The following is a 12,928-nucleotide window of genomic DNA, read 5'->3' as shown; positions in this document are numbered from 1 at the left end:
ATTATTATGGATCTCTTCAACATAATGCGAATTTTAGACTAAGGGATTTTCAAATTAAAAAACTTGGTTTTACTGTTTATTAAGAAGGTTCCATAAACGGGCTACTACATTTAAAACATGAAACATCTTATGAACTAATTATTGTTTAGACAGAATGACTTAGGTTGTCCTTATGCGAAATATTAGTATGAATAGAAATTTGATAATTATATAAAACGCCGTAAATGAAGGATAAAATAAGTGCTGATTTTGCAATTATATTTTTAAAAATTGAATAGGAGATCTATTATGAATACAATTAAGAAATTATTTTTAAGTTCTGTGATATGTATTTTATTATTCAGTACAGTAGGAACAGCGTATGCAGAACAAAATGGTCAAGTGAATTCATCATCTTTTATTGACGTTCCTAAAACCCACTGGGCATATAAAGAAATGATGTATATGGCTGAAAATAAGATTATAACAGGATACGGAAATGGATATTTCGGTGCTACGGATCCTATTATTCGCGAACATCTTGCTGCATTCTTGTATCGATATTTAAAACCGCAAGATAGTACCAATAATCCATTTGTTGATATTGGTGATAGCAATTTTAAAAAGGAAATTTTGGCACTTACTGCACGGGGCATATTTAGCGTAAATGTAGAGAAACAATTCAATCCGAAAAATAATATGACGCGTGCTGAAATGGCTGCAGTACTGGTCAGAACATTCGATTTAAAAGCGAAAGGGAATTTTGACTTTACGGATATGAAAGGTCATTGGGCTAACGAATATGTCAAAATATTAGCTGGGAATAAAATCACAAATGGTACTGGTGATGGCAATTTTAATCCAAATGGACTTGTCACAAGAGAGCAATTTTCTGTGTTCTTATATAGGACAATCATGGCAACATCAGGTATAAAAAACAATGAATCGGTTGGCTGGGTTGTAGATGGAGAAAAGAAATACTATTATGACAAACCAGGCGTGAAACATACTGGATTATTACGTTCAGGGGAGGATACCTATTTCTTCGATAAAAATGGTAATCTAGCTTCAGGATGGAATACCGTAGACGGAAAGGACTACTATTTTGATACGGTAAGTGGAGCTGCACAAAAAGGATGGTTCTCTCAAACTACCCATTGGTATTATGCAGACGATAACGGTGTGATTCAAAAAGGCAATGTAACCTACAAAGGAAAACAATTCCAATTTGATAGAACAGGTAAAATGATAAAAGGGTGGATAACAATCCAATCCCTCGACCAAAATATCTACAAATCCAGAACAGTTGTAAGGGGATTTGACCCAATAAAAGTTAGAAAGGATGAAATTCTTGAAGTAGTAGGGGAAGACGGTCCTCTATGGTTTAAGGTGAACTACAATGGTCAAACATACGTTGTGCAAAAATTATTTGCAGTCGTGTTTGATCAATCTCTATCTAATAAAATAGATACAATTCGTCAGGACATTGCAGATTTAAAAACTACTGCAAATTTGGTAAAAATATATTCCGAACGCTTTAAAAAAGCAAAAGAAACTAAAAATTATGATATGGCTCTAGTAGATTCAAGTGAACTTGCAGCAAGCTTATCAGGATTTCTAACTACCATAAAAAATTCTGATATGACGAATTTAGTGAATAAAATCTACGAAAAAGAAGCTGATCCAGCTATAAAAGAAAAATACAATTCTACCATCGCTACTTTAGAGATGATGAATGAGGATTTTGGCAAGATCCACAAATTAATGCTACTAAAAGATAGCATAATGGTTTTAGATAAAGCGAATCAGGATTCAGGTAATATTATTCAACAAATTCAGAATGGTAAAAACCTAGCACAACAAGATAAAATTAAGCTTCAAAACTATGCTAACGATATGACGGCGTATAAAAAACAATTGGTCGAATGGTATGCTGATACTTTGACTGCAGTAACGGATCTAACGGTATCGCTTATTGACCAAACAAGTCTTTACTGGCTAACAATCAATGACACATTTGTTGAGCCAGCAGAAAAATGGGTTGGTACATTACCAAAAGATGAAATCAGTAAATTTGCTGATGGGGTTCGGGACTACGGACAACAAGTTACAGCTATGCATGAAGGTTTTAAAAGCAGATTGCCTGAATATAAACAAATGGCCAGTGATTTACGCGTAGTAAATCAAAGTTTCCATAAGTTTGGAGATTCTGTACAAAAAGCTGGTGCATCACTTCATAAACAAGCAGTAATGGCTGATGGACTAATTAATAGTGTCTCAACGCATGTTGCAGAAGCTCAACAAGCATTTCCAACACTACATACAGATATTATGTCTGGATTAGATGCTGCTAATAATATGATGGATTCTGCTAATAAAATTGCGAGTTATAAAATTGATGTGCCTGCGGCATCCAAAAACATAGGGAATATGGATGGACTAAGAAACACGTTACGTGATTTTGGTGTGCCACCTGAAAAAATGAAGGAGTATTTGGAAGAAGAAAAACGTTCTGCTCAACAAACTTCATTCCTGCTTGATATTACTCCTGGATTTGGAGAACTAAAACAAGGTATCCAGCTCTTTACGGGCGAGGATATGTTTACTCATGAAAAATATGGTCCAAGTGAATTTGTAACAGGAACACTTGCTGCAGTTACTGGCGGTACAACAAAAATAATTGGCCGTACATTTGGTAAACTTGGCGATCTTGAGAAAAATGCACAGAAACTAGGCAAGGTTTCAAAAGGTGCTCAATCGGGTGAAATTGTTCTTGATAAAGTCAAAACCTATGAACAAGCTAGAAATCAAGCAATGGATCTTTTAGGGAATTTAGGTAGCGACTCTATTCCAATGGTTGGAACAATGAAAAAAAGTGCAGGATATGGTAAAGTAATTGGAAGACAAACTGCTGATAAAAAAGCAAGATGGCGATTAGATTATGATCCTGAAAAAGGTCTACATATGAATGTAGACGATTTTAGAAACGGTAAAGGAAGTAAATCTACTAAATATGCAATTCCAATAGAAGGTGATGAAGAGTTATTTAAATCACTATTAAAACATTTAAACAAGTAAGGTGATAAATATAATGGCAACTTTGTTAGACGAATGTATCGAGGCATTAGGAGAAAATATAGTAGTTTTTGAAGGTGAAGAGAGAGAAAAAATCTTAGATAGCTTTGAAAACTCATTTCCAATTACAAGTTGGGCCAGAATTGATTGGGATAAATTCAGTGATTTCCAAAATATCGTTTATTTGGATGATATAGAAGCATATCTAAATAAACAATACGGTTTAGACTCTTATATCATTTATATTATTTGGGATGAAGCATCCTTACCAATCATAAAAACGAATTTACATCAAATACTACAGGTAATTGATGATGTTACAGCAGTAAGTTTTGATACTTGGCTCTATTCTCCAAATCTAGGATATGCAATAGAGTTTTATCATGAAGGTGAAGTACGTATTGGTAATAAGAAAGAGATTTTAGAATAAGGAGTGAATGAAAAAAGTAGGGGCTTCCCCTACTTTTTTTATGTGAACTTTAATAAGGTTTTCAACCCTATCTATAATAATGATCATTTCTCCCATTTATAAGTACGGGTTAATGAGGCAGCTAACTATCAGTGTTTTTAGAACTGTCGATATTCTTATGTTGCTTTTAAAATAGCTACGGTATTTTGTGAACTGTACCCTATAAAATGGGCAGTTTAATAAAAAAGCTCTAAAAAATCAAGCACTTAAAAGATGGTTCCGATATTCGATCGGGGGCCATCTTTTTTAATGTCCACTGATAACGATTATAATTATACTCTTCTATATAATCCTTTATGTTGAGCTCAAGGGATTCAAAGGTTTGACAATCTTTGTAATCTAATTTATCTATCATATGACCAAAAATGGACTAATTAATAGTGTTTCAACGCATGTTGCAGAAGCTCAACAAGCATTTCCAACACTACATACAGATATTATGTCTGGATTAGATGCTGCTAATAATATGATGGATTCTGCTAATAAAATTTCAAGCTACAAAATAGATACGTCTAATGTTGTTAAAAATGTTGGTAATATGGATGGTTTAACAACCCGTCTTAAGGATTTTGGTGTACCACCTGAAAAAATGAAAGAATATCTGGAAGAGCAGAAACGTACTAATGAGCTTGGATCCATGTCACTTGATTTCTTTCCAATTGTAGGACAAATCAAACAAGGGTTACAACTCATTAACGGAAGAGAATTTTTCACAGAGAGAGAATATGGTCCAGATGATTATGTTTGGGGAACTGTTTCTACACTAGTAGGTGGGTCTCCTAAAGTTGTTGGCCGTGTGTTTGGTAAATATGGAGAACTAGAACAAAAAGCGAAGGATTTAGGGAAAGTATCAAAGGTAACAGAAGAAATTGGATGGAGTATGCCAAGAGGTGGCGGCGTCATTGATGGGCGTAAGTATACTGAACATGCGCTTGAAAGAATGGCGCCTGATACAATTCAGGTTCGAGCAGAACTTACAAAGCGTGCACGTGAAAGAGCTGAAAGGAATGGTTACACATTCGGATCAAAAGAATACATGGAGGAATTAAAAAAAGTTGATCCACGTGGTGTAACACCAAGTGTAGTAGAAGAAACAATTAAGCATGCTACTAAACAACCTGGAAATAAACCTGGTCTATGGCAATACGATGGGAAAGATGTTAGAGTCGTATTGAATGATAATGGCGATGTTGTATCCGTTGTACCTAATAAATCGTGAATATTATAAATAAAGTGGATTGAGCCCATTCACGTAAGGAGTTGTTAAATTGAATATACAATATGATGAATATGAATTATTAGAAATATTCGAGAGTGAACCAGAAGATTATTTTATTCCAGGTGCAGGTGCATATAGATATAATAAAATAGATAAATTAGGCTTTGAATTAGTAATGATTATGTGTTATTACGAGGAAACTGTTGAATTAAATTTGTATTATAAAAATAAACGCATCTTTGAAACCAAGATGCATTCGGCGAAACGAATCTATACCCGTAATGACTCATTATATGTCCAAGGTGGCGTAGAAAACAAAACAATCGAAGTAAAATTCAAACCACATTTTACAGTTACAATAAATGAGTTTTAAAAACTCGAAATTAATGATCGTAAATATTCTGCGCATGCTTTAGAAAGCATGGCTCCGGATACAATACAAGTTCGAGCTGAATTAGAGGCACATGCCAAAAGTAGAGGGCTTGTACGTAGTACACAGAAATTTAAAGAATTTGTTAATCCTAGAGGTATCACAACTTCTGTAGTAGATTTTCTGTGCCTTTCCATTGGAAAATCAAGACTGATATAAAAAATGAGTAGAAAAAACAAGGCTCTTACTTCGTGGATACCGCTACAAAATAAGAGCCTTGTTTCATTATATTTGTTCATACAGTTTTCCTTGTAGTCTTCTGTTTTCATCCTTCAATCGCTTATTCTTTATCAATTTTTCGAACAGGTTGCTCCCAAAAGTTTTTTATACAAAATAACATCAAAAAATACGTCTTGAACAAGTATTAAAAAAGAAAGCTGAAGGGCAAGTATATCCTTTTGGAGTCTTTTTAAGAGAAAATGATACAATGAAGATAATATTAGGAAATTATGGGGATGATTACGTTGCTTACTTTGATAAAATTTGTAGTTAGTTATGCTGCAAGTCTGTTTGCTTTTATTTTTGGATGGTTCTTAATTTCATATATTTTTAATCCTAGCTTTATTCACCCGGACGTTTTACATGGATTCATAAAAACTATCGTCACTTATGGTAGTATACCAGCTCTCATAGCTTGTTTACTTGGGGAAGTTTTATATAGGAAAATTAAACGATGTCGAGAGTTTCAATTTGGAATTCCTTTATTTATAGGACTAGCATTTATCTATACACTTATACCATTTCTTTTTACTTTTACTTTTACTTTTTCACATTTCTTTGACTTCGCTGCACCTGTCATTATGGGGTCCTTAGCGTTTTATTTAGTGCGTAGAAAAATATAATTATAATAGATATGTCTGAATCACTAGTTTCAAAAATCCTTCACGCAATGATGATTGCATGAAGGCTTTTGATGTTTGCTTATTTTTTTGTCTCGTTAACCCATGTAATAATGTCCTGGATGACGTATTCGGGAACGTTAGCAGGGATTTCATATTCACTAGGGAGGCTTAATTCTCCGTCACCCTCCGTGAAGAAATGATTCAATTTCGGATATTTTTTGAACTGAACATTCCCGCGGTTTGAAAGTCCTTTCTGCCATTTTGTATATTCATCTTTTACTGTTACTTGATAATCACGTGCTCCTTGCAGAATGAGTAAAGGCTCTTTTCGTGATTTTGCCTCTTCAACTGGACGCCACCTAGAAACATCATACATAAAATGAGGTGACCCAAAATTGTAGCCAGCTGGAGGATGGTCAGGATTGAAAGTAGGATCCTGAATAAAAGCGACCTGTCTTTTTAGTTCATCGATTTCTTCCTTTGGTTTCCTAAGGTATTCATACTGATCAATGGCAATGTCAGTCAAAGGGCGTGCAGGTGGTGCGAGTAAGATGCTTCCTCGGACAAGTGAGGAAGGTGCTTTGCTTAGTATACGTGGCATTGTGCCAGCTCCTAGGCTATGTCCAAGAATGAAAATATTATTTGGATCAATGCCTTCCTGCTGCGCTACTGATTTTGCTGCATATATGGCATCATCTGTAGTATCACGGTCTAATGTAACAGGTTCTGCACTCATCTTTAATGCATGTTCTAAGGTGCGCTTTTCATAGCGCAACACTGCAATTCCGTTGGATGAAAGGCCCACCGCAATGTCTCGTAAGATTTTTGTTCCCATATATGTGCTATCGCGATCATGGATGCCAGCACCATGAACAAGAACAACTACGGGCAGTTTTTCACCACGCTTATGTTTCGGAACTGTTAATGTCGCTGGTAACGGATAGGTAGAATTTCCAATGACGATTTCACGTTCTTGATAGGAGTCAGGTTGATCATAGCTAGGATGCGGGATGGTATAAGATTCCTCGGGTGGCCTTTCTCCAATTTCATCTACTTTCCCGCCAGGTGTGAATTTAAGGAGTAGCGGTATGGTAGTTCCTTCGGTATCTGCTGGAATTTCCACCGTCTGATGGACCAAGTTTCGTTTTTTTATCACGGGGATTCCCATGCTTTTTATCCCGCTCCAACCACTTTGTGTCCACCAGTTTTGTAATGTGGTTGCTGTAAACTTGGATTGAAAAGTAGTAGACGTCAACTGTAGGGCCTCTGCATACTTACCTTGCTGGAGATATTCAAAAAATAATGATGTACGCTCCGTTAAAGAGACTAGTTTCTTTTCAGCAGATTGTTCCTCGCTTGTATCTGCGTGAATAGTTGTTGTAAGCGAGAAAGATGAAATGCCTAAAGAAAAGAGTAGGATAAAGGTAAGTGCTAATCTTTGTATTTTCTTTTTTTTAATCATGTTTTAACCTCCAATATGTGATGGCAAAAAACAAGTATGGTAATTAGAATTCTGGTGCGAAAACTTCAAAATATTTGCAAGCAATCTCCAAAATTTGGACACATTTATATTATTACTCTAAACAAACGTAGATTTCTCCTTTTCCACATGCATATAAACTTCAGTAATAATCTTTCTTCACTTTCTATTTTGGTTATAGGAAACAAAGCTCTCGTTTTTCTTACTTGATACTTACAAATTCCTTAAGCAGGGGATATTTTAAAATCTTAGCTTGATGGATATGTGACGGTACTCCTATGTTAAGAGATAGCTTAAGGACCGAGGATTATATTGTTTTTATAAAGAGTTGATGTTATGTTTGTTTTGTAACATATGGTGTTTTATGTATGTAGGAGGATTTATTGAAGAAATTATTAATATTGTTTTTATTAGCTACATTTTGTCTACAGATTACAGGATGTTCTAATAATATGGGTGCACTAAGGGAGAAGTCTAAAACTTCAACACTTGTGAAGTCTAAACGCATCAACAAAGGGTGGTACAAACATATGTAATAGTTTGTATCACCCTTTGTTGATGATAGAAGTTATAAGGCAAAATTAATTAGGTTGATAGTAGATATTTTCCATAAAGAAAAGACACCCATATCAGAGTGTCCTTTCTAATAGTTTTTTAGCAGAAGCAACTGCATCCGATAATGATTAATAGTATAAAGAGTACAACAAGTAAAGCAAATCCACCAGCAAAACCACAGCCTTCTCCGCAACTACCACCATAGCCCATAATAGTTTCTCCTTTAGGTAAGAGGATAAAACTAAGGTTCATTCGTGTATTTTAACGGGTTCACTTTACCTTATGTTTTTAAGAATGAATGGAGCAGGTTCTTTTTTATTTTATCGAAAGTAAACTTTTAGCCAGTAGTTTATTTTCATACTATTGATTTTTATGCGTATTTGGTGAAAAATCAAGGAGCTGCAAAAAAATACTATACCGAAATTTAGTTCGGTATAGTAACGTGCATATAAAAGATCCCACTTTGCTATATCCCCAAAAAGAGTCATAAAAATCTATGTTTTTTTAATTCAGTTGCAAACTACAAAACTTCTTTTTAAAGAAATGTATGTACATACAAATTATATTTTATTCCATAACTCTCTAACTTTTGTTCACGATAGTCTGATATTGAAAAAATATAATATTTGGTACGACATCACTTTGTTTTTTTATAAAGTTTTGTAATTAAACTATAATATTGTATTTTTTTGTATTATTGAAATTAGTAATAATAAAATGTATTATTGAAAAGCACAATTTATAATTCAAGTAATCAGGACTATGCGTCTATTATAATTTGAACATTCAGAAATTATAATATTGTCTAAAAATGAGGTGAGATTCATAGAAACAGTAAATATTAAATGGTATGGAATGTATAGTATAAATGATTTTTATAATAGGGAAGAAGCTTCTAAGAAGGGGATATTTGCAATCTCTAGAGTATGTGCTAAGAATGTAACATTGCTATATATAGGACAAACCAAAAGAAGCTTTATACAAAAGATAAGGGAACTTAATAAGGAGTGGCCTTTCGATGAGAGCGAATTAAAGATTACATTAGGAATAATAGAATTTCCTAGTGGTGAAATTTACTCTGAAAAGAAGGTAAAAGAGATAAAATCCCTTTTGATTTTACGACATACCCCATTAGAAAACGAAACATCTTTATTATACTATAGAGGGAAATTTAATTTAAAAATTATAAATAAGGGAAGAAGAGGTTTAATTGTTAAAAAGCTTTCTACAGGAGATCTAATGTGGACATAATCGGAATCACCTTTGAATAAAATTGAAGGTTTCTTAAGTGCGGAAGCTTATCAATTTTTAATGTATTAAACTATTTTGAATGACATATGTCAGATGCTTGAAAAAAATAAATTTTATTATGACATGAGATCCTGTAGGAAAGTGTAGTTTATTTCTATTATTTAATAAAATATTAAGAAAATTATAGAGATAATACATAAAGAGTAGAGGAGAAAGTAAACGCGGAGGTTTGAAGAATGGGACAAGTAAGTAGATTTCAAGAAAAACAACAGAATCGTCGTCAAAAGGCAATTTTTAATATTGCATTTACTTTAATATTAGTGACAGTTGGTATAGTGACATACCAGTTATTTACCGCTTCTAATACATCAAAGAAAGCAATTGCTCAAGAAAAGAAAGCAACAAAGATAGAAGAGAAGAAAACTGAAGATAAAGAAACAGCAAAGATAGAAGAGAAGAAAACTGAAGATAAAGAAACAGCAAAGATAGAAGAGAAGAAAACTGAAGATAAAGAAGCAGCACAGCTAGAAGAGAAATCAAAAGCAGAAAAATCGGTAAAAACAAACGGAAATGAAAATAATGAGGAAGAAAAAGCGGCATCTCAAGAAAAGGGTTCTCAAACTAATCCTTCTTGGAAGCCAATTGGTACCGAGCAAGGAGCAAAACCTGAAATGAAATTTAAAGAAGGAACAGTAGATTGGAGTGAGATGAAAAAAGCAATTTCTTATGCTGTTGATGTTCCAGAGAGCCAATTGATTTTCGATTTTATTGGGAATAATGGTAATAATAAAGCCTACGGTAATGTACGAGATAAGCAAAATAATAAAAAATATAAGGTTAATATTGATTGGGTAGAAAATCAGGGGTGGAAACCAGCATCTGTTCAGGTGGTAAGATAAATAATAGAAATGTAATGATGTAAATCAGCTGTCCATATGGGCAGCTGATTATTTTTTTGCTTAGCTTATTTTAAAAAAAACGCTGGTGGTACCTCGTTGAGGAATATGAATCAAATCTATATTTTGTTTTATTTACCTCACTATTTTATCCATAACTTCTTTATATTTATGATAGTAATTAGTTTCAAATAAATATGGGGATAGTTGGACTAAACAAAATGTTCCTTATAAGTAGTAAGTATCTTTTGCGATTTTAATTTATAATTATTTATAAAAAAGAAAAGACACCCTAAGGTGCCTTCCTTCGACTTGAACCATCTTAATTTTAATAATATATTGGACTCCCATCCAAATATTATTTTACCATGTTAAGTTATTTTATTCATTGAGAAATATGTTTTAAATCTATATTTTTAAAAAATATATAGATTTGAACAATATGTATACGAGCCGCATATCAAAAAAAAGACACTCTCAAGAGTGCCTCTCCTTAGCAGCCGAATCCGCCGCCCCAACAGCTAGCGCCAACGATGATTAATAAGATGAAGAGCACAACAAGTAAGGCAAATCCGCCGCCGAAACCACAGCCTCCACCACAACTACCGCCATAGCCCATATTAACTCCTCCTTCCATAAAGACCATTTATTAATGGATTTAATTTAATTTATGTTTTTAAGGATGAATGGAGCAGGTCCTTAAAAAAATAAAAGGATTTTGGAAGTTAAAAAGAGTTGACGACCTTATTTTTGTCACCGGTATTTTGTCTTCTACATATTGTATTTTATTCTGTGTATTGGGGGAAGGAGGATCTTATGGCTAATTCTGAGATGATTTTACGTTTACTTACAGATTTAAAGATTGAACAACAATTGTTGAAAGAACAGTTAGAAAAAATGCAAACAGCTGTGACTATTCTTGAAGAAAAATCAGTGACGCTTAAAGAAAAACCAGCGACTCTTAAAGAAAAAACAATGACTCCTGAAGAAAAACCATCTGTTACAAAGCAAAGAGCTTTTTCTGGACGCCCAACATCTTTTCGTGATTGGAGAGCATCTAGTCAAAAAAATTAGGGAATGTTATGTGAAATGATAAGTAAAAAAGTACAGTCTGCTGTAGAAAAGACTGTACTTTTTTATGTCAGTAGAGAATGTTAAGGTAGACGTATTTATTTGGCCTATTCCACTTTTAATTGGAGTTCTTTATCTAACTTATCATTATTAATTTTTAAAGTTAATCCTTGCGTGTTTTTCGGTACATCAAATACAATGTTTCCTTCCGAACTTTCATTAGGATTAACAATATTAAATTTGAATGTGGAGATATTTGCAGCTTTAAGTACTGACTGATATTCATTGGAAATGTGATATTCTCTTCCAAATCCATCAATTAATTTAAAGTTGTTGATATCTAGTGTAATGGGTTCTTCTTTGTGATTATAAACTGCGATATCTAATACTTTAAAGACACCTTGTGCTTTAACTTCTCCAGTCCCTAGAACATCTAATGACTCGGCAGATCCCATTGACATGTATACATCAGAGGAATCTACATTGGTAGGAAGTTCTTTTTGCGGAACCTTGCGATTAAGTTCGTTATTCTCCGTTTTTTTGAAGTCTTTTGCTCGTTTTTCGCAGATGTATCATGTGAACTGCAAGCTGATACTCCAAACAAGAATGTGCTACATAATAATGATGTTAATAACTTTTTGTTCATCGTTTGTTTCTTCCTTCCAAAATAGAAGCACTTTTAATGAGTGCTATATATATTTATCTTTATATGTATTACATTTTATATCTTATTATATTGATTTTGGAAGGAAAAGGGAAAATGTTGTGCATTTCTCTGATTCGAATTATTTATCTGTCTAAAAGTTGAAATTAAAATGAGCCCCATAAATGATAAACCATTCCACTAACAAAAAACACTAATCCTAAAAATAAAACAATTAAAGCAAGCACTCCATTTTTATTATGTTCCATAAAATTAGCTCCTTTTTCATTTACTTACATACAAAAGCCTCTAGTCGTAATTATAGCTAAAGACTTTAATCTTCATACTTTGTAGTTTATAAAAAAGTTGTACTTCTGTATTAATTTGGAATATGATTATTTAAAGAGAAGGTGATGAGTACATGCAGGAAACAAAACAATTCCCACTTATATCGGGAAATCTCTCATTAGATTTAGTAAATACAGAGTTAGTTAAGCGTGGACAACGTTATGATTTATTAATAACAGATGAAGATGTATTAGAATGGCTATATGTAATAAAGGTTAATCTTCCTTTTTTGAATGGAAAAACATTTATAGGGATTCAAGAGCGAATGAAGCTGGTTACATCTAGTATATTAGAAATAAGAAATATAATGAGAAAGCAGTTTGAGGCAATTGCTGATCAGCACGAAATTTCCAATGATTTTATTACGTATTTAGAAAAACAAATTGAGAAAGCACCGTTTACATATAAAATCATTGAACAGCAGCTAGTACCTATCCCGGTTGGAGAAATCGAGGATGTACTCACATCGTTAATTGCATTTGATGCTTTAACTTTAATAGTAGAAAATAAGCTTATTTCCCTTAAAAGGTGTTCAAACCCTGACTGTGTTTTATTATTTATAGATAAGAGTGGAAAACGAAAATGGTGTTCTATGAAAATATGTGGGAACCGGAAAAAGGTAGCAAAATTCCAGAATCGAAAATGTGAAGAAGTTTAGGGAATCAACTTA

At 33.4% G+C, this 12,928-nt stretch carries 13 protein-coding genes and 2 pseudogenes; 10 read left to right on the top strand and 5 right to left on the bottom strand.

Translation table 11 applies throughout. The features are described from left to right. Positions 1-288 precede the first annotated feature (288 nt). Positions 289-3,057 (top strand): S-layer homology domain-containing protein, encoded by a 2,769-nt coding sequence (locus MHI28_RS12755; protein ID WP_340828015.1) that lies wholly within the window; start codon positions 289-291, stop codon positions 3,055-3,057. Positions 3,058-3,070: 13 nt separating this feature from the next. Then, on the top strand, positions 3,071-3,484 hold the full coding sequence (locus tag MHI28_RS12750) for a CDI toxin immunity protein (protein ID WP_000212599.1): 414 nt from the start codon (positions 3,071-3,073) through the stop codon (positions 3,482-3,484). 229 nt (positions 3,485-3,713) lie between these two features. Here MHI28_RS12750 and MHI28_RS36140 read toward each other — a convergent pair whose 3' ends face one another. Further along, positions 3,714-3,878: an IS3 family transposase gene (locus MHI28_RS36140; protein ID WP_139213188.1), complete on the bottom strand. Its 165-nt coding sequence runs from the start codon at positions 3,876-3,878 to the stop codon at positions 3,714-3,716. Between MHI28_RS36140 and MHI28_RS12745 the strand changes: the two genes are divergently transcribed. From MHI28_RS12745 to MHI28_RS12730, 4 genes and pseudogenes are all read left to right on the top strand, one after another. Continuing rightward, entirely contained in the window at positions 3,879-4,742 is an 864-nt protein-coding gene (locus tag MHI28_RS12745) for a hypothetical protein (protein ID WP_000164570.1), read from the top strand. 49 nt (positions 4,743-4,791) lie between these two features. After that, entirely contained in the window at positions 4,792-5,115 is a 324-nt protein-coding gene (locus MHI28_RS12740) for a hypothetical protein (protein WP_001025898.1), read from the top strand. A 331-nt stretch (positions 5,116-5,446) separates the two neighbouring features. Continuing rightward, positions 5,447-5,602 (top strand): annotated as a pseudogene (locus MHI28_RS12735) (GNAT family N-acetyltransferase); the annotation flags it as partial. Positions 5,603-5,627: 25 nt separating this feature from the next. After that, complete coding sequence (locus tag MHI28_RS12730) at positions 5,628-6,014, top strand: hypothetical protein (RefSeq protein ID WP_086413397.1); 387 nt, start codon at positions 5,628-5,630, stop codon at positions 6,012-6,014. A 79-nt stretch (positions 6,015-6,093) separates the two neighbouring features. On the opposite strand, the gene MHI28_RS12725 is transcribed toward MHI28_RS12730, so the two are convergent. Both MHI28_RS12725 and MHI28_RS12720 read right to left on the bottom strand, forming a co-directional pair. After that, a complete protein-coding gene (locus MHI28_RS12725; protein ID WP_000592100.1) occupies positions 6,094-7,476 on the bottom strand; it encodes an alpha/beta hydrolase family protein in 1,383 nt (460 codons plus the stop codon). Positions 7,477-8,148: 672 nt separating this feature from the next. Continuing rightward, the gene (locus MHI28_RS12720; RefSeq protein WP_000540371.1) at positions 8,149-8,259 is read right to left on the bottom strand and encodes a YjcZ family sporulation protein; all 111 of its coding nucleotides are present in this window, start codon (positions 8,257-8,259) and stop codon (positions 8,149-8,151) included. 606 nt (positions 8,260-8,865) lie between these two features. Between MHI28_RS12720 and MHI28_RS12715 the strand changes: the two genes are divergently transcribed. Together MHI28_RS12715 and MHI28_RS12710 are read left to right on the top strand one after the other, a co-directional pair. Beyond that, complete coding sequence (locus MHI28_RS12715) at positions 8,866-9,300, top strand: hypothetical protein (RefSeq protein WP_002162905.1); 435 nt, start codon at positions 8,866-8,868, stop codon at positions 9,298-9,300. Between the two features lie 236 nt (positions 9,301-9,536). After that, positions 9,537-10,199 carry a YrrS family protein gene (locus MHI28_RS12710; protein WP_043333439.1) on the top strand — a complete coding sequence of 221 codons (663 nt, stop codon included), beginning with the start codon at positions 9,537-9,539 and terminating at the stop codon, positions 10,197-10,199. Between the two features lie 490 nt (positions 10,200-10,689). On the opposite strand, the gene MHI28_RS12705 is transcribed toward MHI28_RS12710, so the two are convergent. Beyond that, the gene (locus MHI28_RS12705) at positions 10,690-10,815 is read right to left on the bottom strand and encodes a YjcZ family sporulation protein (RefSeq protein WP_000540377.1); all 126 of its coding nucleotides are present in this window, start codon (positions 10,813-10,815) and stop codon (positions 10,690-10,692) included. A gap of 197 nt (positions 10,816-11,012) precedes the next feature. Here MHI28_RS12705 and MHI28_RS12700 point away from each other — a divergent pair, with 197 nt between their 5' ends. Continuing rightward, on the top strand, positions 11,013-11,270 hold the full coding sequence (locus MHI28_RS12700) for a hypothetical protein (RefSeq protein ID WP_000013694.1): 258 nt from the start codon (positions 11,013-11,015) through the stop codon (positions 11,268-11,270). Between the two features lie 104 nt (positions 11,271-11,374). Here the strand turns inward: MHI28_RS12700 and MHI28_RS12695 are convergent. Then, positions 11,375-11,913, bottom strand: a pseudogene (locus MHI28_RS12695) (DUF4352 domain-containing protein). 418 nt (positions 11,914-12,331) lie between these two features. On the opposite strand from MHI28_RS12695, the gene MHI28_RS12690 reads away from it, so the two are divergent. Beyond that, entirely contained in the window at positions 12,332-12,916 is a 585-nt protein-coding gene (locus tag MHI28_RS12690) for a CGNR zinc finger domain-containing protein (protein ID WP_001158427.1), read from the top strand. Positions 12,917-12,928 lie beyond the last annotated feature (12 nt).

The sequence above is a fragment of the Bacillus sp. FSL K6-0268 genome, assembly GCF_038005425.1.
GTDB lineage: Bacteria > Bacillota > Bacilli > Bacillales > Bacillaceae_G > Bacillus_A > Bacillus_A thuringiensis_S.
Note: the sequence above shows the minus strand (reverse complement) of the source record. Positions and strands in the feature narration are given on the sequence as shown.

Coding starts and splice junctions, on each gene's coding strand:
- MHI28_RS12755 (WP_340828015.1), top strand. CDS start 289: ATGAATACAATTAAGAAATTATTTTTAAGTTCTGTGATATGTATTTTA.
- MHI28_RS12750 (WP_000212599.1), top strand. CDS start 3,071: ATGGCAACTTTGTTAGACGAATGTATCGAGGCATTAGGAGAAAATATA.
- MHI28_RS36140 (WP_139213188.1), bottom strand. CDS start 3,878: ATGATAGATAAATTAGATTACAAAGATTGTCAAACCTTTGAATCCCTT.
- MHI28_RS12745 (WP_000164570.1), top strand. CDS start 3,879: ATGACCAAAAATGGACTAATTAATAGTGTTTCAACGCATGTTGCAGAA.
- MHI28_RS12730 (WP_086413397.1), top strand. CDS start 5,628: ATGATTACGTTGCTTACTTTGATAAAATTTGTAGTTAGTTATGCTGCA.
- MHI28_RS12725 (WP_000592100.1), bottom strand. CDS start 7,476: ATGATTAAAAAAAAGAAAATACAAAGATTAGCACTTACCTTTATCCTA.
- MHI28_RS12720 (WP_000540371.1), bottom strand. CDS start 8,259: ATGGGCTATGGTGGTAGTTGCGGAGAAGGCTGTGGTTTTGCTGGTGGA.
- MHI28_RS12710 (WP_043333439.1), top strand. CDS start 9,537: ATGGGACAAGTAAGTAGATTTCAAGAAAAACAACAGAATCGTCGTCAA.
- MHI28_RS12705 (WP_000540377.1), bottom strand. CDS start 10,815: ATGGGCTATGGCGGTAGTTGTGGTGGAGGCTGTGGTTTCGGCGGCGGA.
- MHI28_RS12700 (WP_000013694.1), top strand. CDS start 11,013: ATGGCTAATTCTGAGATGATTTTACGTTTACTTACAGATTTAAAGATT.
- MHI28_RS12690 (WP_001158427.1), top strand. CDS start 12,332: ATGCAGGAAACAAAACAATTCCCACTTATATCGGGAAATCTCTCATTA.